Source organism: Lysobacter enzymogenes (assembly GCF_900106525.1).
Classification (GTDB): domain Bacteria; phylum Pseudomonadota; class Gammaproteobacteria; order Xanthomonadales; family Xanthomonadaceae; genus Lysobacter; species Lysobacter enzymogenes.
Genome location: NZ_FNOG01000001.1, coordinates 496872 through 515579 on the forward strand (window position 1 = coordinate 496872; position 18708 = coordinate 515579).

The 18708-nt window shown below is 69.6% G+C and carries 19 protein-coding genes; 15 read left to right on the forward strand and 4 right to left on the reverse strand.

What is annotated here, in order from left to right:
- Positions 1–8: 8 nt before the first annotated feature.
- From rpe to BLU84_RS02195, 9 genes are all read left to right on the forward strand, one after another.
- Positions 9–689, forward strand: a complete 681-nt coding sequence (gene rpe / locus BLU84_RS02155; protein WP_074862296.1) for a ribulose-phosphate 3-epimerase — start codon at positions 9–11, stop codon at positions 687–689.
- Positions 690–779: 90 nt separating this feature from the next.
- Complete coding sequence (locus BLU84_RS02160) at positions 780–3236, forward strand: N,N-dimethylformamidase beta subunit family domain-containing protein (RefSeq protein ID WP_074862299.1); 2457 nt, start codon at positions 780–782, stop codon at positions 3234–3236.
- A 101-nt stretch (positions 3237–3337) separates the two neighbouring features.
- Entirely contained in the window at positions 3338–3811 is a 474-nt protein-coding gene (rraA, locus tag BLU84_RS02165; protein WP_074862302.1) for a ribonuclease E activity regulator RraA, read from the forward strand.
- Positions 3812–4185: 374 nt separating this feature from the next.
- Entirely contained in the window at positions 4186–5139 is a 954-nt protein-coding gene (gene yegS / locus BLU84_RS02170) for a lipid kinase YegS (protein ID WP_074862305.1), read from the forward strand.
- Positions 5140–5285: 146 nt separating this feature from the next.
- Positions 5286–6761 (forward strand): anthranilate synthase component I, encoded by a 1476-nt coding sequence (trpE, locus tag BLU84_RS02175; protein ID WP_074862308.1) that lies wholly within the window; start codon positions 5286–5288, stop codon positions 6759–6761.
- 463 nt (positions 6762–7224) lie between these two features.
- A complete protein-coding gene (locus tag BLU84_RS02180; protein ID WP_074863277.1) occupies positions 7225–7770 on the forward strand; it encodes an ester cyclase in 546 nt (181 codons plus the stop codon).
- 213 nt (positions 7771–7983) lie between these two features.
- Positions 7984–8190 (forward strand): hypothetical protein, encoded by a 207-nt coding sequence (locus BLU84_RS02185; RefSeq protein WP_074862310.1) that lies wholly within the window; start codon positions 7984–7986, stop codon positions 8188–8190.
- 326 nt (positions 8191–8516) lie between these two features.
- On the forward strand, positions 8517–9191 hold the full coding sequence (locus BLU84_RS02190) for a winged helix-turn-helix domain-containing protein (RefSeq protein WP_074862313.1): 675 nt from the start codon (positions 8517–8519) through the stop codon (positions 9189–9191).
- A 31-nt stretch (positions 9192–9222) separates the two neighbouring features.
- On the forward strand, positions 9223–10581 hold the full coding sequence (locus BLU84_RS02195) for a sensor histidine kinase (RefSeq protein WP_074862315.1): 1359 nt from the start codon (positions 9223–9225) through the stop codon (positions 10579–10581).
- Positions 10582–10621: 40 nt separating this feature from the next.
- On the opposite strand, the gene BLU84_RS28140 is transcribed toward BLU84_RS02195, so the two are convergent.
- Positions 10622–10726, reverse strand: a complete 105-nt coding sequence (locus BLU84_RS28140; RefSeq protein WP_425479317.1) for a DUF6053 domain-containing protein — start codon at positions 10724–10726, stop codon at positions 10622–10624.
- A 496-nt stretch (positions 10727–11222) separates the two neighbouring features.
- Here BLU84_RS28140 and BLU84_RS02200 point away from each other — a divergent pair, with 496 nt between their 5' ends.
- From BLU84_RS02200 to BLU84_RS02220, 5 genes are all read left to right on the forward strand, one after another.
- Positions 11223–11804, forward strand: coding sequence for an anthranilate synthase component II (locus tag BLU84_RS02200; protein WP_074862318.1), 582 nt, complete (start codon positions 11223–11225; stop codon positions 11802–11804).
- Between the two features lie 134 nt (positions 11805–11938).
- Complete coding sequence (gene trpD / locus BLU84_RS02205; protein ID WP_074862321.1) at positions 11939–12973, forward strand: anthranilate phosphoribosyltransferase; 1035 nt, start codon at positions 11939–11941, stop codon at positions 12971–12973.
- 53 nt (positions 12974–13026) lie between these two features.
- A complete protein-coding gene (locus tag BLU84_RS02210) occupies positions 13027–13368 on the forward strand; it encodes an antibiotic biosynthesis monooxygenase family protein (protein ID WP_074862324.1) in 342 nt (113 codons plus the stop codon).
- Positions 13365–14156: an indole-3-glycerol phosphate synthase TrpC gene (trpC, locus tag BLU84_RS02215; RefSeq protein WP_074862325.1), complete on the forward strand. Its 792-nt coding sequence runs from the start codon at positions 13365–13367 to the stop codon at positions 14154–14156. The genes BLU84_RS02210 and trpC overlap by 4 nt, the downstream gene beginning before the upstream one ends.
- Positions 14153–14905, forward strand: coding sequence for a haloacid dehalogenase-like hydrolase (locus BLU84_RS02220; RefSeq protein WP_074862327.1), 753 nt, complete (start codon positions 14153–14155; stop codon positions 14903–14905). The genes trpC and BLU84_RS02220 overlap by 4 nt, the downstream gene beginning before the upstream one ends.
- A 455-nt stretch (positions 14906–15360) precedes the next feature.
- On the opposite strand, the gene BLU84_RS02225 is transcribed toward BLU84_RS02220, so the two are convergent.
- Together BLU84_RS02225 and crp are read right to left on the reverse strand one after the other, a co-directional pair.
- Positions 15361–15822 (reverse strand): global regulator CLP-associated N-acetyltransferase, encoded by a 462-nt coding sequence (locus BLU84_RS02225; protein ID WP_074862329.1) that lies wholly within the window; start codon positions 15820–15822, stop codon positions 15361–15363.
- Between the two features lie 6 nt (positions 15823–15828).
- On the reverse strand, positions 15829–16494 hold the full coding sequence (crp, locus tag BLU84_RS02230; protein ID WP_036148366.1) for a cAMP-activated global transcriptional regulator CRP: 666 nt from the start codon (positions 16492–16494) through the stop codon (positions 15829–15831).
- Between the two features lie 240 nt (positions 16495–16734).
- Here crp and speD point away from each other — a divergent pair, with 240 nt between their 5' ends.
- Positions 16735–17529: an adenosylmethionine decarboxylase gene (gene speD / locus BLU84_RS02235; RefSeq protein WP_057948915.1), complete on the forward strand. Its 795-nt coding sequence runs from the start codon at positions 16735–16737 to the stop codon at positions 17527–17529.
- A 456-nt stretch (positions 17530–17985) separates the two neighbouring features.
- On the opposite strand, the gene coq7 is transcribed toward speD, so the two are convergent.
- Positions 17986–18627, reverse strand: coding sequence for a 2-polyprenyl-3-methyl-6-methoxy-1,4-benzoquinone monooxygenase (coq7, locus tag BLU84_RS02240; protein ID WP_074862331.1), 642 nt, complete (start codon positions 18625–18627; stop codon positions 17986–17988).
- Positions 18628–18708: the final 81 nt, after the last annotated feature.

Below are 18708 nucleotides of genomic sequence, written 5' to 3' on the forward strand. Positions count from 1 at the left end.
TTCCGCCCATGGCCACCCAATCCACCGTCATCGCCCCGTCCATCCTCTCGGCCGATTTCGCCCGGCTCGGCGAGGAGGTCGACAACGTGATCAAGGCCGGCGCCGACTGGGTCCATTTCGACGTCATGGACAACCACTACGTGCCCAACCTGACCATCGGCCCGATGGTCTGCGAGGCGCTGCGCAAGCACGGCGTGAGCGCGCCGATCGACGTGCACCTGATGGTCGAGCCGGTCGACCGCATCGTCCCGGACTTCGCCAAGGCCGGCGCGACCACGATCAGCTTCCACCCCGAAGCCAGCGCGCACGTGCACCGCACCATCCAGCTGATCAAGTCGCACGGCTGCAAGGCCGGCCTGGTGCTCAACCCGGCCACGCCGATCGACGTGCTCGACTGGGTTCTGGAGGATCTGGACCTGGTCCTGCTGATGTCGGTCAACCCCGGCTTCGGCGGCCAGAGCTTCATCCCCTCGGCGCTGGAGAAGCTGCGCCGCGTGCGCGAGCGCATCGACCGCAGCGGCCGCGAGATCCGGCTGGAGATCGACGGCGGGGTCAAGGCCGACAACATCGGCGAGATCGCCGCCGCCGGCGCCGACACCTTCGTCGCCGGCTCGGCGATCTTCAACGCGCCCGACTACGCCGACGTGATCGGGCGGATGAAGGCGGCGGTGGACGCGGCGAGGGGCTGAGCGCGGCCGGCTCCGCGCGCGGTTGCCTGTCCTAATCTGCGCGATGCCGCACGATTAGATTGGGACCCAGGCAACGACAGGAGTGTCGCCGTGAACCCGATCCAACAAGAAAACCAGCGTCCCGGCCATTCAGACTGGACGCTGACCGACCCCGCCGAGCTGCGCGAGATCGAAGGCTACGCCTCGCGCACCAGCTACAACCGCGGCGAAGAGGTCGTGTTCTTCGTCAACCTGAAGGACGGCGCGGCGCCGGGAACCGTGTGTTCGGCGCCGGGCGCCTGCCCGCGCTACACGCTGGAAGTGTTCCGCATGGGTTGGTACGGCGGCGCCGGCGCGCGCCGCGTGTCGGGGCCGCATGTGTTGGACGGCTACGCCCAGCCGATGCCGACGCTGGATGCGTCCAATCCGGGGTACCGAGACTTCGGCCTGGTCGAATGCCGCTGGAACGAATCCTTTCGTCTTTCCACTGCCTTCGCCAGCGATGCCGATTGGGTCAGCGGCATCTACCTGGCGCGGCTGAGCGTCGTCGCCGACGCGACGCGCGCGGCCAAGCAAAGCTACATCGTGTTCGCGCTGCGCGACGACGCGCGCGCTTCGGATTTCCTGTTCCAGCAGAGCGTGACCACGTATCACGCCTACAACAATTGGCCGGGCGCGGTGGCGGGAGGCAAGTCCTTCTATGGCAATTCCCATCCGTTTCCCAACGCGCAGCCCACCAAGGACGGCGGCGTCCCTGCGGTCAAGCTGTCCTTCGACCGGCCTTACGGAATCCGCAACAACCCCTCGTATCTCGCCAGCGGAGCGCCGGCGGGCGCGATCGACAGCGGCAGCGCGTCGGGGCGCTTCGGCGTAGGCGCCGGCGAATTCCTGACCACGCTCAACCATACCTATTTCACCAGCGGGCGGGGCCAGGAATACAACTTCGTGCGTTTTCTTGAGCGCGAAGGTTACGACGTGACCTACGCGACCAACGTCGACGTGCACCGTTCGGCGAATCTGCTGGCGAAGCACCGCGGCTTCCTGTCGGTGGGGCACGACGAATACTGGTCCGCGCCGATGCGCGACAATGTCGAAGCCGCGCGCGATGCAGGACTCAATCTCGGATTCTTTTCGGCCAATACGTGCTTCATCCAGGTTCTCATCGATATCGGCGCGAGCGGTGCCGACCGGGTGATGAGCGTCATGGGCGGCTTCCGAACTCCGGCGATCTCACGGCCCGAGAATCAATTGCTCGGCGTCGCGTTTCGTACCCATGAGGACCTGCCGAAATACACCGCAGGAACGCCGACGGGCTATCCCCACGATTACTACAGCGCCGATTTCGTCGTTGCCGACGCCGGCACCTGGGTGACCCAGGACACCGGTCTGCAAACCGGCGATAGGCTGCGAGCCTTGATGGGATACGAGGTCGATTCGTTGCCTGAAATCCTCGCCGAGCGCCGCCCCGGGATCAGGACCATCGGCGCGTCGCCGACGAATTCGAACCCGAACAAGACCACCGCACACACCGTCACCCACGACGTCGACTCCGGCGCGACCGTATTCGCCAGCGGCACGATCCAGTGGAGCTGGGGCCTGGACGACTACAACGCGGATCCGCTGATCTATCCCGATATCAACGGCGCGCCGATCGACACGCAGTTGCAAAACGCGCAGGCCCAGCAGATCACCCGCAACGTGCTCGAACGCTTGCGCAGCCGCAACCGCACCGACCTGTTCGCGCTCGGCCTCGATGGCGGCATGTACTGGCGCTCGCGCACCGGCGGCGTCTGGCGCGACTGGCAGTCGCTCGGCGGCGGTTTCCTGGAAGCGCCTGCGGTGGCTTCGACGGCGGCCAACCGGCTCTCGGTATTCGGCGTGGGCCTGGACCGGCAGCTCTATCTCAACCAGTGGAACGGCGCTGGTTGGGCCGGCTGGACCGGGCTGGGCGCTCCCAGCGGACGCACGCTGACCTCCAACCCGGCGGCGGTGAGCCGCGATGGCGTCGGCCTGGACGTGTTCGTGCGCGCCAGCGACGGCAGCGATTCGCCGATCTGGCATCGCAGCCACGACGGCAGCGCCTGGGGCGCATGGCAGTCGCTCGGCGGCGGCTTCGGCTCCGGACCGGCGGTCGCGGCCTGGGGTGCGCAGGGGCTGATCGTGTTCGCCGTCGGCCTGGACGGCATGCTCTGGAACAACCTGCTCGCCGGAGGGCAATGGTCGGGCTGGGTGTCGCTGGGCGGGCCGGGCGTGGCCCTCGGCGCGGCGCCGGCGGCGGTGGCGCGCGCCGACGGCAAGATCGAAGTGTTCGTACGTGGCACCGACGGCAGTGTGTGGCAGCGCAGCCACGACAACGGCTGGCAGGCCTGGCAGGCGCACGGCGGCGTGTTCGCGCAGGGCGTGGGCGTCGCCTGCTGGCACCCGCGCCGGCTCACCGTGGCGGCGGTCGATGCGCAGAAACGGCCCTATCTGCGCGAATGGAACGGCAACACTTGGACCGCGTGGACTGTGCTCGATGGAGGACTCACCAGCGCCATCGCGGCGATCTCCTGGTACGGACGCGGCTGAGGCCGTCGCTCGATGCTGCGCCCCGATCCCGGGGCGCAGCCCGCGGATAGGCCCGGCGCGTGGCAAGGTAGCAAGATCGCCTGGACTTCGGAGACGCCGCCGTGAACACCTGCGACCTGTGCGACCGCTTCGATGCGCAGGTGCGCGTGCTCGACCTGCCGTTGCGCGACTTCGGCGGCCGCGTCGGTTTCGCCGGCATCGTCAGCACGGTCAAGGCCTACGAAGACAACTCGCTGGTGCGCGCGGCCGTGGCCGAGCGCGGCGCGGGCCGGGTGCTGGTGATCGACGGCGGCGGCTCGTCGCGCCGGGCCATGCTCGGCGACCAACTCGCGGCGCAGGCGGCGGCGAACGGCTGGGCCGGGGTGATCGTGTTCGGCGCGATCCGCGACAGCGCGGCGATCGGCGCGATGGCGTTGGGCGTGAAAGCGCTGGGCACGTGTCCGCGCAAGACCGACAAGAACGGGCAGGGGCAGCGCGATGTCGCGCTCGCGTTCGGCGGCGTGTCGATCCGGCCCGGCGATTGGGTGTGCGCGGACGAGGATGGCGTGGTGTTCGCGGATGCGGCGCTGGAGTGAGTCGTCGCCGCGTGCGAGAGGCGTCGTCGGCCTGGTGTCGCGGTCGCGGCTCGCGCCGCTCCTACAGTCGGATACGCACCGGCCGCAGCCCCTGTAGGAGCGGCGCAAGCCGCGACCGCGCCAACGCAACTACGACGAACCCAATCCGTAAGCGACCGCCGCATTCCGCCGCGCAAATAAAAAGACGCGGACCTTGCGGCCCGCGTCCCGGAAGATTTGGAGGCAATCCAGCCTCCGCCCGTCGTCCCTGATATGGCCTCCTATACTCCGGATAGGCGATGACAGGTGTGTGACAGACTTGGCGCATCCGAACATTCATCCGGCCCTCGCGCGACACTGCTAGCCTCGCCGCCCCACACCCCCTGGAACCGCGCATGACCCGTCCCCGCTGGCGCTTGATCCTCAACGGCAAGTCCGCCGGCAACGATGCAGTGCGCGAAGCCGTCGCCGCCTTGCGCGACCGCGGCGTCGAGCTCGACGTGCGGGTGACCTGGGAAGGCGGCGACGCCGAGCGCTACGTCGCCGAAGCGGTCGCCGACGGCGTCGACACGGTGATCGCCGGCGGCGGCGACGGCACCCTCAGCGAAGTGGCGACCACGCTCGCCCATCGCGACGAAGACGCCGCCGCGCTGCCGAGCCTGGGCCTGCTGCCGCTGGGCACCGCCAACGATTTCGCCACCGCCGCGACGATCCCGACCGACCCGCTGCAGGCGCTGGACCTGATCCACCGCCAGCCGCCGCGGCCGATCGACCTGCTGCGCTTGCAGGCGCCCGACGGCGTGCATTGGGCGGCGAACCTGGCCAGCGGCGGCTTCGGCACCCAGGTCACCCTGGAGACCGACGCGGGCCTGAAGAAAATGCTCGGCGGCCTGGCCTATGTGGTCACCGGCATCGCCAAGCTCGGCAAGATCGAGCCGATGCGCGCACGCGTGCGCGGCGAAGGCTTCGAGTGGGAGGGCGACTTCATCGCCCTGGGCATCGGCAACGGCCGCCAGGCCGGCGGCGGTCAGGCGCTGTGCCCGGACGCGCGCATCGACGACGGCCTGCTCGACGTGACCGTGGTGCCGGACCTGTCCGGCGAAGTCGGCGCCACCGTGCGCTCGCTGCTGACCGAAGGCCAGCACGCCGCGCTGGAACGCATCGCCGCGCGCGCGCAGCTGCGCTGGGTCGAGATCGAGTCGCCGCGCGCGCTCAACCTCAACCTCGACGGCGAACCGGTGCAGTCCCACCACTTCCGCATCGACTGCGTGCCCGGCCGGGTGCGCATGCACCTGCCGCCGGGCTGCCCCTTGCTGGCCGACCCGGCCGCGCACGGCAAGGCGTCCTGACCGTCGCGCACGGCGCGCGAAGTCGGGTACAGTGGCGGCCATGCAAGCCTGGGCGAACCCGCATTCCTTCTGCGCCGACGTGGGTTGGCGATGGTGGCCGTCGGTCATCACCGCTCCTGCCCACTCGTCCATGAAGGAATGCCCGCGTGATTTCGCACGAACTCTTCCAGCAGCAGGCCGCTGACGGCTACACCCGCATCCCGGTCGTGCGCGAGGTCCTGTCCGACCTCGATACTCCGCTCTCGGTCTATCTCAAGCTCGCCGACGGCCCCCACACCTATCTGTTCGAATCGGTCGAGGGCGGCGAACGCTTCGCCCGCTATTCGATCATCGGCCTGCCGGCGCAGCGCGTGTACGCCTTCGCCGGGCACACCTTGTTCGTCACCGAGAACGGCGAGCTGATCGACAGCCGCGTCGTCGACGATCCCTTCGCCGAAGTCGAACGCCTGCGCAGCGCCCAGCGCGTGCCCAAGATCGACGGCCTGCCGGGCTTCGCCGGCGGCCTGGTCGGCTGGTTCGGCTTCGAATGCATCCAGTACATCGAGCCGCGCCTGGCCGGCAGCGACAAGCCCGACGAACTGGGCACGCCCGACATCCTGCTCATGCAGAGCGAGGAAGTCGCGGTGTTCGACAACCTCAAGGGCCGGCTGTATCTGATCGTGCACGCCGATCCGAGCCAGCCGCAGGCCTACGCGCGCGCCAACCGCCGCCTCGACCAGCTCGTGCACCGCCTGCGCATCGGCGGCCCCGGCTATCCGGAAACCCTGGATTCGGTGGGCCTGGACGAGGGCGATTTCGTCTCCGGCTTCACCCGCGAAGGCTTCATCGACGCGGTGGAGAAGTCAAAGGAACTGATCCGCGCCGGCGACATCTTCCAGGTGGTGCTGTCGCAGCGACTCAGCGTGCCGTTCAAGGCGCGCCCGGTCGACGTGTACCGCGCGCTGCGCGCGCTGAACCCGTCGCCGTACATGTATTTCCTCGATGTCGGCGGCACCCAGGTGGTCGGCTCGTCGCCGGAAATCCTGGTGCGCCTGCAAGGCGGCGAAGTCACCGTGCGCCCGATCGCCGGCACCCGCCCGCGCGGCAAGACGGTCGATGAAGACCACGCGCTGGAAGCCGAACTGCTGGCCGATCCGAAGGAGCGCGCCGAGCATCTGATGCTGATCGACCTGGGCCGCAACGACGTCGGCCGGGTGTCGCAGGCCGGCACGGTGGAAGTGGGCGAACAGTTCGTGATCGAGCGCTACAGCCACGTCATGCACATCGTCAGCGAAGTCACCGGCCAGCTGAAGCCGCAGATGAGCTACGCCGACGTGCTGCGCGCGACCTTCCCCGCCGGCACCGTCAGCGGCGCGCCGAAGATCCGCGCGCTGGAAGTGATCCGAGAGTTCGAGCCGGTCAAGCGCAACGTCTACTCCGGCGCGGTCGGCTACATCGGCTGGCACGGCGACGCCGACACCGCCATCGCCATCCGCACCGCGGTGATCCAGGACGGCCGTCTGCACGTGCAGGCCGGCGCCGGCATCGTCTACGACTCCGACCCGCAGAAAGAGTGGGAAGAGACGATGAACAAAGGCCGCGCGCTGTTCCGCGCCGTGGCCCAGGCCGCGCGCGGGCTGTAAGCCCGCGCCGTTGCCGCGCCGCCGCCTGTAGGAGCGGCGCAAGCCGCGACCGCGCCAACGAAACAACGCCGCAAATCGATTCGACTCGAATCGTGAAGCCGCGTCGCGCTTCGTGCGCCTGCGGCATCCGATTGGCCGCGTCGCGGCTCGCGCCGCTCCTACAGTCGGACCTCCGTTTCAACCGCCCCGACGCCGTGTAGCTGCGCTCGCTCCCTGTAGGAGCGGCGCAAGCCGCGACCGCGCCAATGAAACAACGCCGTAAATCGATTCGTTCCGAATCGTGAAGCCGCGTCGCGCGTCGCGCGCCTTCGGCATCCGATCGGCCGCGTCGCGGCTTGCGCCGCTCCTACAGTCGGACTTCCATTTTCAAGCGCGGCCGAAAACTGATTCGTGCTGCGGCCCGATGCCGCGTCCGCGCGCGGACGCGACCATGCGGCTCCTTCCGCACGTCCTCGGAGTCGCCATGTTTCCCAAACCTTTCGCGCTGGCCGCCGCCGCGCTGCTGCTCGCCGCCGCAACCGCAAACGCCGCGCCCGCCAACACCGACGATACAACCCTGCCCATCCCACAGCGCCGCTTCGTCGACCGCGACGACGCGCGTTCGCGCGCCGTCGTCCTCGCCGCGCGCCGCTACGCCGCGTTCTGGAACACCGGCGATCCGGGCTATGCGCGCGCCGCGCTCGCCGCGGACTTCGCCGACCGCACCTTGCCGGAAGGCCGCGCGCAGGGGCCGGACGGCCCGTTGCAGGCCTCGCGCGACTTCCGCGCCGCCGTGCCGGATCTGAAAGTCGAGATCGCCGACCTGGTCGCCGCCGGCGACCGCGTCGCCCTGCGCCTGCAATTCACCGGCCGCTTCACCGGCCGGTTCGGGACGACCCAAGGCCGCGGCCAGCGCGTGGATTTCCAGGCCTTCGACCTGTACCGGGTCGAGAACGGCCGCATCGCCGAGAACTGGCACCTGGAGGACAACCTCGGCCTGCAGCGCCAGCTCGGCGTGATCGGCCGGTGACCAGCGTCCCGCACGGACCGGGCGGCGGTCGCGACGCCGCCGCCCGTGCGCCGCGTCCGCGTCCGTCGTCGCAAAAATGCATCCGGCGCGGATTAAAAAAAGTTCATGCGCCGGAAAGGGCCGGGGCAGGGCGGCGGGCGCAATCTGGCTCCGCGATGGGGGCCAACCCCACCGGTCCAGACCTCCCACCCCGCATTGCCCAGGAGCCACACCATGAACGTCCGCACCGTCCTGCTCGCCGCCGCGCTGACCGCGTTCGCCGGTTCCGCCTTCGCCGCCGCGCCGGCGACCGCCGGTTCGACTGCCGCCGCGCCGGCCGCGAAGGCCGCGCATCACAAGCACAAGAAGCACCACAAGGCCTCGAAGGCCAAGGCCGCCAAGGCCGCAGCGGCTCCGGAAGCGGCGCCGGCCTCGAATTGATCCTTCGCGAGCCTGCTCCCCCGAGCCCCACGCATCGTCGGCGTGGGGGTGATACCCCGCCGGCGTGAGCCGGCGGGGTATCTTTTTTCAACAAGACGCTCGCCGCCGGTGTGAGCCGGCGCGGGGCCTCTCAGCAAGAGGCTCGCCGCGGGCGTGAGCCGATGGGGTGGGGTTCGCGCTGACGCGCAGGCGCGGCGCGCCTGCCGATCGGCCCTCCCGCCCCCGCCGCACCCCAGACCGCGCCGCCGCATTCGCGCCTCGCCCACCGGCCCGCGCGCTATCCTGTCGGCGCCCCATTCATGCACCGTCGCGTTCGCGGAGGCGGTATGCGCGTCCTGCTCGTCGAAGACGATCCCCACACTGCCGGCTTCATCGCCAAGGGCCTGCGCGAGGACGGCCACAGCGTCGACCACGCCGGCAACGGCAAGGACGGCCTGTTCCTGGCCACCACCGAAACCTACGACGCCATCGTCCTGGACCGGATGCTGCCGGGCCTGGACGGGCTGCCCCTGCTGCAGACCGTGCGCGGCGCCGGCAACCGCACCCCGGTGCTGCTGCTGACCGCGCTGGGCGAAGTCGACCACCGGGTCGAAGGCCTGCGCGCCGGCGCCGACGACTACCTGGTCAAACCCTTCGCCTACGCCGAACTGTCCGCGCGCCTGGACAGCATCCTGCGCCGCGGCAGCGCCGGCGGCAGCGAGCCGACCCGGCTGCGCGTGGCCGACCTGGAACTCGACCTGCTCAGCCGCGAAGCGCGCCGCGGCGACAAGCGCATCGAACTGCAGCCGCGCGAGTTCCGCCTGCTCGAATACCTGATGCGCCAGGCCGAGCGCGTGGTCACCCGCACGATGTTGCTGGAGGCGGTGTGGGACTATCACTTCGACCCGCAGACCAACGTCATCGACGTGCACATCAGCCGCTTGCGGCAGAAGATCGACCAGGGCTACCCGCGCCCGCTGCTGCACACCGTGCGCGGCGCCGGCTACCGGTTGGGCGCATGAGCGCGGCGCGCGCCGGCGCGGAGCCGCGCGCATGCGGCTGATGCCGCGCTCGACCAGCGCGCGGCTCGCGCTGGCGGTCACCGCCTCGTTCCTGCTGGCGTTCGTGTTGCTCGGCATCGGCGTGCATTACGCGGTGTCGGCGATGCTGATCCAGGACGCGCGCGACCTGGTCCGGGTCGACGCCGCCGGCCTTGTCGAGATGTACACCGACGACGGCCGCAGCGCGCTGCTGGGCGAATTGCGCGACCGCATCGAGGCCGACGAGGATCCCGACGCGGTCTACGCGATGACCGCGCCCGACGGGCGCGTGGTCGCCGGCAATGTCGCCCTGCCGCGCCATCATCGCGGCGCGCGCTGGATCGAATTCACCGAACACCGCGCCGACGGCGACCTGCGAGTGGTCGCGCAACTGCAACGCCTGCCCGACGGCACCACGCTGCTGACCGGCACCCGCACCCGCAGCCAGGACCGCTTCCTCGGCCTGATGCTGCGCACCGCGCTGGCGGCGCTGCTGGTGGCGGCGACCCTGGGCGCGCTGATCGGCTGGCTGACCTCGCGCTGGGTCTCGCACCGGCTCAGCCACCTGGACGACACCGCCGGACGCGTCGGCAGCGGCGAGATGGCGCTGCGCGCGCGCCTGGACGGCAGCGACGACGCGTTCGACCGATTGGCGCGGCGCTTCAACGCCATGCTCGACCGCATTCAAGACCTGCTCGACGGCGTGCGCCACGCCACCGACCACATCGCCCACGACCTGCGCACGCCGCTGACGCGCCTGCGCAACCGCCTGGAAGAGCTGCGCCGGCGCGAACCCGGGGCGGAATCGGGCGCCCAGCTCGACGCCGCCATCGGCGAGACCGACCAACTGCTGCATTCCTTCGGCGCGCTGCTGCGATTGGCGCGGATCGAGGCGCAGTCGCCGGTGCACGACGAACCGGTGCTCGACCTCAGCGACCTCGCCCGCGATGCCGCCGAGCTGTACACGCCGATCGCCGCCGAACGCGGCATCGCCCTGACCGTGGACCTGCCCGGACCCGGCGCCGCCGCGGTGCGCGGCGACGCCGATCAACTGTTCCAGATGCTGGTGAACCTGCTCGACAACGCGATCAAGTACGCCCCGGCCGACACCGAAGTGGCGCTGAGCGTGCAGCGCGAGCGCCACGCCATCGTGCTGCAGATCGACGACCGCGGCCCCGGCATCCCGGCCGCCGACCGCGAGCGCGTGTTCGACCGTTTCCTGCGCCTGGAAGAACACCGCGGCTCGCCCGGCACCGGCCTGGGCATGAGCCTGGTGCGGGCGATCCTGCACCGGCACGGCGGCCACATCGCCTTGCTCGACAACGCGCCGGGGCTGCGGGTGCGGGTGAGTCTGGGCGAGGCGGGCGGTTAGGGCGGGTGGACTGGAAGGAAAGCTTCGGGCCTGAAGGCCCTCACACAAAGGCGCAGGATCGCAGCGCTCTTGTGGGAGGGCCTTCAGGCCCGACGCTCTTGTCCCAGCAGCAAGCGATCCCCCCGCTCGCGCCCCCGCCGCCCAGCGGTTACAGTAGCCCCATGATCCTCCGCGCGATCCCGACGAAATCCCCGAAGGCCGGCCTGGGCTGGCGATGGTGGCGTAGCGCCTCCGTCCGCCCGCTGCCGTCTTTCGAGGATTTCCCGCGTGACCCCGCCTTCGCTTCCCTGCTTCGCGACCGCTGACCGCGGTCGGCGCGACGACCGCGCCGCGACGGTTCTCCCGCTCCGGGCGACCGCACTGTCCGACTTCCCGCTCCTGAACTTCCGGCTCCCGTGTTTCGGGCCCGGGGATGCCAGGCCCGTGGGCGTCCCGCCGAGGAAACCCGATCCCGAATCCGCGACCCGTGCCCGGCGCCGGGGCGTTCCGGGCGTCATCCCCGCACGCGATAATGCCGGCCCGATGCCCCGGGGACGGGCGCCGCCGCGCGCGGGCCAGTCCGCTCGTCCGTCCTCGCGCCGGCCCGCCGGCCGGCGCGCTTCCAGCTTGCAACCAGGCACCACCCGTACCCGAGGCGCGTCATGTCCGTTCTGATGATCGACAACTACGACAGCTTTACCTACAACCTCGTGCAGTACCTGCAGACGCTCGGCAGCGAGGTGCGGGTGATCCGCAACGACGAGTTGTCGGTCGACGAGATCGAGCGAATGGCGCCGCAGCGCATCGTGATCTCGCCCGGCCCGTGCACGCCCGATCAGGCCGGCGTGTCGCTCGAAGTCATCCGCCGCCTCGGCGCGCACACCCCGATCCTCGGCGTGTGCCTGGGCCACCAGAGCCTGGGCCAGGCCTACGGCGGCCAGGTGATCCGGGCCAAGCGGATCATGCACGGCAAGACCTCGCCGATCCGCCACGAAGGCCGCGGCGTGTTCGCCGGTTTGCCCGACGGCTACGAAGCCACCCGCTACCACTCGCTGGTGGTGGAGCGCGACAGCCTGCCCGACAGCCTGGAAGTCACCGCCTGGACCGAGTACGAGGACGGCGGCTTCGAGGAAATCATGGGCCTGCGCCATCGCGAGCATCCGGTCGAAGGCGTGCAGTTCCATCCCGAATCGATCAAGACCGAGCACGGCCATGCCTTGCTGCGCAATTTCCTGCAGCGCTGAGCGGGCGAGCGGGATGAGGGAAATGAACAACCCGATCGCAGAGCCGCGGCAGCGATGGCGAGGGTGACCGCGTTGCGGCCCCGTCCCTGCGTTCGCGCGACTCGCCATTCCCTCATTCCCCGACTCAAGACGCCATGCCCCTGACTCCGCAAGAAGCGCTCCAGCGCACCATCGAACACCGCGAAATCTTCCACGACGAAATGGTCGCGCTGATGCGCACGATCATGCGCGGGGAAGTCTCGCCGACCATGACCGCGGCCATCCTCACCGGCCTGCGGGTGAAGAAGGAGACCGTCGGCGAAATCGCCGGCGCGGCGACCGTGTTGCGGGAATTCGCGCGGCCGGTAACGGTCGCCGATAGAACCCATCTGGTCGACATCGTAGGCACCGGCGGCGACGGCGCGCACACCTTCAACATCTCCACCGCGAGCATGTTCGTAGTCGCTGCGGCCGGGGCCAAGGTGGCCAAGCACGGCAATCGCAGCGTCTCGTCCAAGTCCGGCAGCGCCGACGTGCTCGAAGCGCTGGGCGCGGCGATCGAGCTGCAGCCCGAACAGGTGTCGCAGTGCATAGAGCGCGCCGGCATCGGCTTCATGTTCGCGCCGGTGCACCACCCGGCGATGAAGGTGGTCGCGCCGGTGCGGCGCGAGATGGGCGTGCGCACGCTGTTCAACATCCTCGGGCCGCTGACCAATCCCGCCGGCGCGCCGAGCATCCTGATGGGCGTGTTCCATCCCGACCTGGTCGGCATCCAGGTGCGCGTGCTGCAGGAACTCGGCGCGCAGCGCGCGCTGGTGGTGTGGGGGCGCGACGGCATGGACGAGCTCTCGCTCGGCGCCGGCTCGCTGGTCGGCGAACTGCGCGACGGCGAGGTGCGCGAGTACGAAGTGCATCCGGAGGATTTCGGCATCGCCATGGCCGCCAGCCGCAACCTGCGGGTCGCGGACGCCGCCGAATCCAAGGCGATGGTGCTGCAAGCGCTGGAAAACCGCGACGGCCTGCCGCGCGAGATCGTTGCGCTGAACTCCGGCGCGGCGCTGTACGTCTCGGGCAAGGTCGAGAGCATCGCCGAGGGCATCGAGCTGGCGCGGCGCACGCTGGCTTCCGGCGCGGCGCGGGCCAAGCTCGATGAGTTCGTCGCGCTCACCACGGAACTGGCAGGAAAATAAAGGCCGACGCCACCCCCGCCAAAACCGCAAACTTCCCGCCCCCAGGAGCCAGCATGTCCGCCAGCTTCGCCAAACTGCCGCCGCCGCCGTACTACGCGGTGATCTTCAGCTCCCTGCGCAGCCCGGGCGACGACGCCGGCTACGCCGAAGCCGCCCAGCGCATGGTCGAACTGGCCGCGCAGCAGCCCGGCTTCCTCGGGGTGGAATCCGCGCGCGGCGGCGACGGCTTCGGCATCACCGTAAGCTATTGGAGCGACGAGGCGGCCATCGCCGCCTGGAAGCGCCAGGCCGACCACGCCGCCACCCGCGCCTACGGGCGCGAGCACTGGTACGACCATTTCGAATTGCGCGTGGCCAAGGTCGAACGCGCGTACGGGAGCAAGAGCAAGGCATGAGCGACATCCTCAACACCATCATCGCGCGCAAGCACGAAGAGATTCAGCAGCGCTCGCGCGTGCGTTCGCTCGAAGACCTGCGCGCACGCGCGCGCGCCCAGGCGCCGGCGCGCGGCTTCGTCCGCGCGATCGGCGCCAAGCACGCCGCCGGCGAGGCGGCGGTGATCGCCGAGGTCAAGAAGGCCAGCCCGTCCAAGGGCGTGATCCGCCCGGACTTCCGCCCGGCCGAGATCGCGCGCAGCTACCAGGCCGGCGGCGCCGCGTGCCTGTCGGTGCTGACCGACGTCGATTTCTTCCAGGGCAGCAACGCCTATCTGGCCGAAGCGCGCGAAGCCTGCGCGCTGCCGGTGCTGCGCAAGGATTTCACCGTCGATCCGTATCAGGTCTACGAAGCGCGCGCGATCGGCGCCGACGCGATCTTGCTGATCGTCGCCGCGCTCGAGGACGGCCCGATGATCGAAATGGCCGGGCTGGCGATGGATCTGGGTATGGACGTGCTGGTGGAAGTGCACGACATCGATGAGCTCGAGCGCGCGCTGCAGACCGATTGCGAGCTGATCGGCGTCAACAACCGCAACCTGCGCACGTTCGAAGTGTCGCTCGATACCACGCTGGCGCTGCGCAATGCGGTGCCGCGCGACCGCACCTTGGTGACCGAGAGCGGCATCGCCACGGTCGGCGACGTCGCGCGCATGCGCGAAGCGGGGGTGCAGACGTTTTTGGTCGGCGAGAGCTTCATGCGCGAACGCGACCCCGGTACGGCGCTGCAGCGCCTGTTCGCCGCATGAGCCTGGGGCCGGCCGTCGCCGCACGCTTCCCGGCGGTGCGCGAAGGCGCGCCGCTGGTGGTGTTCGATTTCGACCACACGCTGTACGACGGCGATTCGGGCAGCCACTTGTTCGCGTGGCTGATCCGGCGCTCGTGGTGGCGGATGGCGCTGGCGCTGCTGATCACGCCGCTGGCCGGGCCGATGGTGGCGTGGCTGCGCACGCGCCGGGTCGGCATTTCGGCCTATGTCTGGGTCGGCACGATCGGAATGGGCGGCGAGCGGACCCTCAATGCCGCGATCGACCGCTACGTCGCCGGCCATACCGAACAGATCCGCGCGCGGCTGCTGCCGATCGCCCTGGACGTGCTGCACCATCACCGTGAGCAGGGCGACCAGGTCGTCGTCGCCACCGGCGCGCCGCCGGAACTGGCGCGCGCGATCCTGGCCTTCGTCGCCCACGAGGACGTGCCGGTGGTCGGCACCCTGGTCGGCCCGCGCCTGGGCGCGCTCGGCGCGCGCCGCCACTGCCACTCGCACATGAAGATGACCATGCTGCGCGAAGCCGGCTTCACCGCCCCGGTAGAAACCGCCTACTCCGACAGCAGCGCCGACCTGCCGCTGCTGCAGGCCGCGCGCAAGCCGGTGGTGGTGAACCCCAAGGCCAAACGCGTGGCGATGTTCCGCCGGGTGCTGCCGCCCGGCACCCCGATCCTGAATTGGGGTTGCCCCGGCCGCGGCGGCGAGCCTGTCGCTTCCGCCGCCGATTGATCGCAAGCCGCAAGAGCGGTCGGCCCAGCCGAAGGCGACTGTAGGCGCGGCGCGAGCCGCGACGCGGCCAATCGGCGGCCGAGGCGATGCGAGGTCTCGATCAGGCTGCCCGAACGCGGGCTACGGCAGCCGGCGCAGTAGTCGAAGTGTCGCGGTCGCGGCTTGCGCCGCTCCTACAGGAGCTCCCGAACCTGCCGAAGGCGACTGTAGGAGCGGCGCAAGCCGCGACGCGGCCAATCGGCGGCCGAGGCAGTGCGAGGTCTGGATCAGGCTGCCCCGACACGGGCTACGGCAGCCGGCGCGGTAGTCGAAGTGTCGCGGTCGCGGCTTGCGCCGCTCCTACAGGGAGCTTTCGAACCTGCCGAAGGCGACTGTAGGAGCGGCGCAAGCCGCGACGCGGCCAATCGGCCGACGAGGCAATGCGAGGTCTGGATCAGGCTGCCCGAAGCAGCCGCTCAGTCGCCCAGCGTCTTGACGAACTTCAGCGACCCATCGGAATAACCGCAACGCCGATAGAACGCGTGCGCTTCGGCGCGCGAGACGTTGCTGGTCACTTCCACCCGGCTGACGCCGTCGCGGCGCGCGCGGCGCTCGACTTCGCGCAGCAACTGCCGGCCGATGCCCTGGCCGTGGCAGGAGCCGGCCACCACCAACGCGGTGATCCGGGTCAGGTCGGCGCCGTGGGTCAGCGAATAGCGGGTGTGGCTGGAGACCAGCCCGCAGGCGTGGCCGTCGATTTCGGCCAGCAGGAGGTAATGGCGCGGGTCTTCATGCAGCGCGAGGATCCGCTCGGCGGCTTCGTCGCGGGTGCAGGGGTAGCCGAGCTGGCACAGCAGCTCGGCCACGTCGCTGGCATCTCCCAGTTCCGCCAGCCGCACCGTGGGTGCGGTCTGGTCGGACGGGGCGGCGCGTCCCATCGGGGCTCAGCGGGTCCCGTAGAGCACGACGGTCTTGCCGCGGGCGTGCAGCTTGCCGTCGGCCTGCAGCTTCTTGAGCACGCGGCCGGCCATTTCGCGCGAGCAGCCGACCAGGCGCGAAAGCTCCTGGCGCGACACCCGCAGCTGGGTGCCCTGCGGATGGCTCATCGCCTCGGGTTCCTTGGCCAGATCGTGCAGGGCGCGCACGATGCGGTCGGTCACGTCGAGGAAGGCCAGGCGGCCGGCCTTGCGGCTGGTATCGAGCAGGCGCCGGGAAATCTGCGCGCCGATCGCATACAGCAGCTTGGGCGCGTCCAGCGACAGCCGCGTCAGCAGCAGGTCGTAGAGGCGCTCGTGACCGATCTCGGCCAGCTCGCAGGTGCTGCGCGTGCGCAGGATCACCTCGCGATGGTCGCTCTCGATGAACAGACCGAGCTCGCCGACGAACTCGCCGGGGCCGAAGTAGCCCAGGACCAGTTCGCGGCCGTCCTCTTCCTCGGTAATGATGCTGACCGAGCCTGAGACGACATAATAGAGGGTGCTGGCCGGGTCGCCGGGGCGGAATACGTCCGTACGGGACGGATAACGCCTGCGGTGGCAGTGGGCCAGGAAACGTTCGATCGTCGCGCCGTCAGGCAGCAACGGGCTGTTGGTTCGGCGCAGTGCGGTCAAGGGGGCTACCGGGTTGGCGGACATTGGGATTAGGGCTTTGTTTTCGACCGAGCTTAGGGCGATACGGCCGCTGGGGCAAATCCTGCCGCCGAAAATCCCAGTTCGATAGGGACCTGTGATGGAAGTTCAGCGACGGTCACGCTTTTGTCACCGACAGCGCCCAAAAACGGCGTGCGTTTCCCCCCGGGGCTAATTGCCTCATAATCGCGGCCCTCGCCGTCTCACCGGAATCTTCCTACAGTGGTCAAGCCGTTGCCGCGCCTGCGGTTGCAGGGTTTCAACAACCTCACCAAGGCCCTCTCGTTCAATATCTACGATGTCTGCTTCGCGGCCTCCGAAGACGAGCGCCGACGGTATATCGAGTACATCGACGAGGCGTATAACGCCGACCGCCTCACCCAGATCCTGACGGATGTGGCGGAGATCATCGGCGCGAATATCCTGAACATCGCCCGCCAGGACTACGACCCGCAGGGCGCGTCGGTCACGATCCTGATCTCGGAAGAGCCGGTGATCGACAAGAAGGACGCCGGCAAGGAGATCATCTCCGACGCCGTGGTCGCGCACATGGACAAGTCGCACATCACCGTGCACACCTATCCGGAAACCCATCCGGACAACGGCATCGCGACCTTCCGCGCCGACATCGACGTGGCCACCTGCGGCGTCATTTCGCCGCTGAAAGCCCTGAATTACCTGATCGAAAGCTTCGAATCCGACATCGTGGTGATGGACTACCGCGTGCGCGGCTTCACCCGCGACATCAAGGGCCGCAAGCACTACATCGACCACAAGATCAACTCGATCCAGGATTACCTGGCCAAGAACATCAAGTCGCGCTACGAGATGATCGACGTCAACGTCTATCAGGAAAACATCTTCCATTCGAAGATGCACCTGAAGGAATTCGACCTCGACACCTACCTGTTCGAGGAGAAGGCCAAGAACCTCTCGTTCAAGGAGCGCATGAAGATCGAGGCGCGGCTCAAGCGCGAGATCGAGGAGCTCTACCACGGGCGCAATCTGGCCGACTGAGGCCGGGTTGCTCGCCGGGCGGCCCGAGGGCCGTCCCGCGCGGACCGCGAAAAAGGCCGGCGCAAGCCGGCCTTTTTCGTTTCCGGGCGCCAGATGTCGGCCGAAGCCGCTGTGGGGATGAGGTTAGCCGCGAACGCGCCGTTCGTCGGCCGGCGTGGGTCAGGGGGCGGGCGGGGAAGGGGGCGGCGGGATCAGGCCGATGGATCGGGCGGCCGCGCCGCGGGGCTGGGCTCCTCGGCGCTCACAGGGCCGTGTCGCGGCTTGCGCCGCTCCTACAGGGGCTTCGGCCGGATCGGCAGCCGACTGTAGGAGCGGCGCAAGCCGCGACCGCTCCAATCGGCGGCCGGCGCCGGCAACGGTTCCGCTCCGGCCCCCAGGCGCTCGCGATCCAAAACCCGGACGACCCAGGCCCCGTCGACCCAAGCCCAGCAACGCCCTGCGCGCAAAACCCCGCGCTCAAAGCCGGTAAGCGACCGCCTTCATCACCTTCGAAGCCGCCGCCATCAAGGTCGGCACCGGCATCGGCAGGAGCCGCGCGCCGGCGGCCTCGGCGTTGGCGGCGTGGCGGGCCTCGTCGGCCTTCATCGTGCGCAGGATCGCGCGGCTGCGCTGGTCGCCCTCGGGCAGCGATTCCAGGTGCTCGTCGATGTGCGCCTCGACCTGGCGCTCGGTCTCGACCACGAAGCCCAGGTTCCAGCCGTCGCCGCGCAGGCCGGCCAGCGCGCCGATGGTGAAGCTGCCGGCGTACCACAGCGGGTTGAGCAGGCTCGGGCGGCTGTCGAGTTCGCGCAGGCGGTCGGCGCACCAGGCCAGGTGGTCGGTCTCTTCCTGGGCGGCGTGCAGCAGGTGTTCGCGGGTGGCCTCGTCGCGCGCGACCGCGGCCTGGCCGCAGTACAGCGCCTGGGCGCAGACCTCGCCGACGTGGTTGATCCGCATCAGCCCGGCCGAGTGGCGCCGCTCGGCCGGCTCCAGCACCAGTTCGGCGGTGATGCCGGCCGGGTTGGGGCGCTCGGCCAGCGGCGCGCCGAACACGGTGTCGAGGGCGCGCTGCGTTTCGCTGAGCACGCGATCCAGGGGGCTGAGGGCACGGGCGTTCATGCGCCGATTCTACGGCGGGCGCGGGGTAGAAGTCGGTTAAGCGGGGTGGACAAATCGTCCGGGGGCGTGGGTTGGGTTTGC

Coding starts and splice junctions, on each gene's coding strand:
- BLU84_RS02225 (WP_074862329.1), bottom strand. CDS start 15,822: ATGGGACGCGCCGCCCCGTCCGACCAGACCGCACCCACGGTGCGGCTG.
- yegS (WP_074862305.1), top strand. CDS start 4,186: ATGACCCGTCCCCGCTGGCGCTTGATCCTCAACGGCAAGTCCGCCGGC.
- BLU84_RS02190 (WP_074862313.1), top strand. CDS start 8,517: ATGCGCGTCCTGCTCGTCGAAGACGATCCCCACACTGCCGGCTTCATC.
- coq7 (WP_074862331.1), bottom strand. CDS start 18,627: ATGAACGCCCGTGCCCTCAGCCCCCTGGATCGCGTGCTCAGCGAAACG.
- rpe (WP_074862296.1), top strand. CDS start 9: ATGGCCACCCAATCCACCGTCATCGCCCCGTCCATCCTCTCGGCCGAT.
- BLU84_RS02210 (WP_074862324.1), top strand. CDS start 13,027: ATGTCCGCCAGCTTCGCCAAACTGCCGCCGCCGCCGTACTACGCGGTG.
- BLU84_RS02200 (WP_074862318.1), top strand. CDS start 11,223: ATGTCCGTTCTGATGATCGACAACTACGACAGCTTTACCTACAACCTC.
- trpC (WP_074862325.1), top strand. CDS start 13,365: ATGAGCGACATCCTCAACACCATCATCGCGCGCAAGCACGAAGAGATT.
- BLU84_RS02195 (WP_074862315.1), top strand. CDS start 9,223: ATGCGGCTGATGCCGCGCTCGACCAGCGCGCGGCTCGCGCTGGCGGTC.
- BLU84_RS02180 (WP_074863277.1), top strand. CDS start 7,225: ATGTTTCCCAAACCTTTCGCGCTGGCCGCCGCCGCGCTGCTGCTCGCC.
- trpD (WP_074862321.1), top strand. CDS start 11,939: ATGCCCCTGACTCCGCAAGAAGCGCTCCAGCGCACCATCGAACACCGC.
- BLU84_RS02220 (WP_074862327.1), top strand. CDS start 14,153: ATGAGCCTGGGGCCGGCCGTCGCCGCACGCTTCCCGGCGGTGCGCGAA.
- BLU84_RS02185 (WP_074862310.1), top strand. CDS start 7,984: ATGAACGTCCGCACCGTCCTGCTCGCCGCCGCGCTGACCGCGTTCGCC.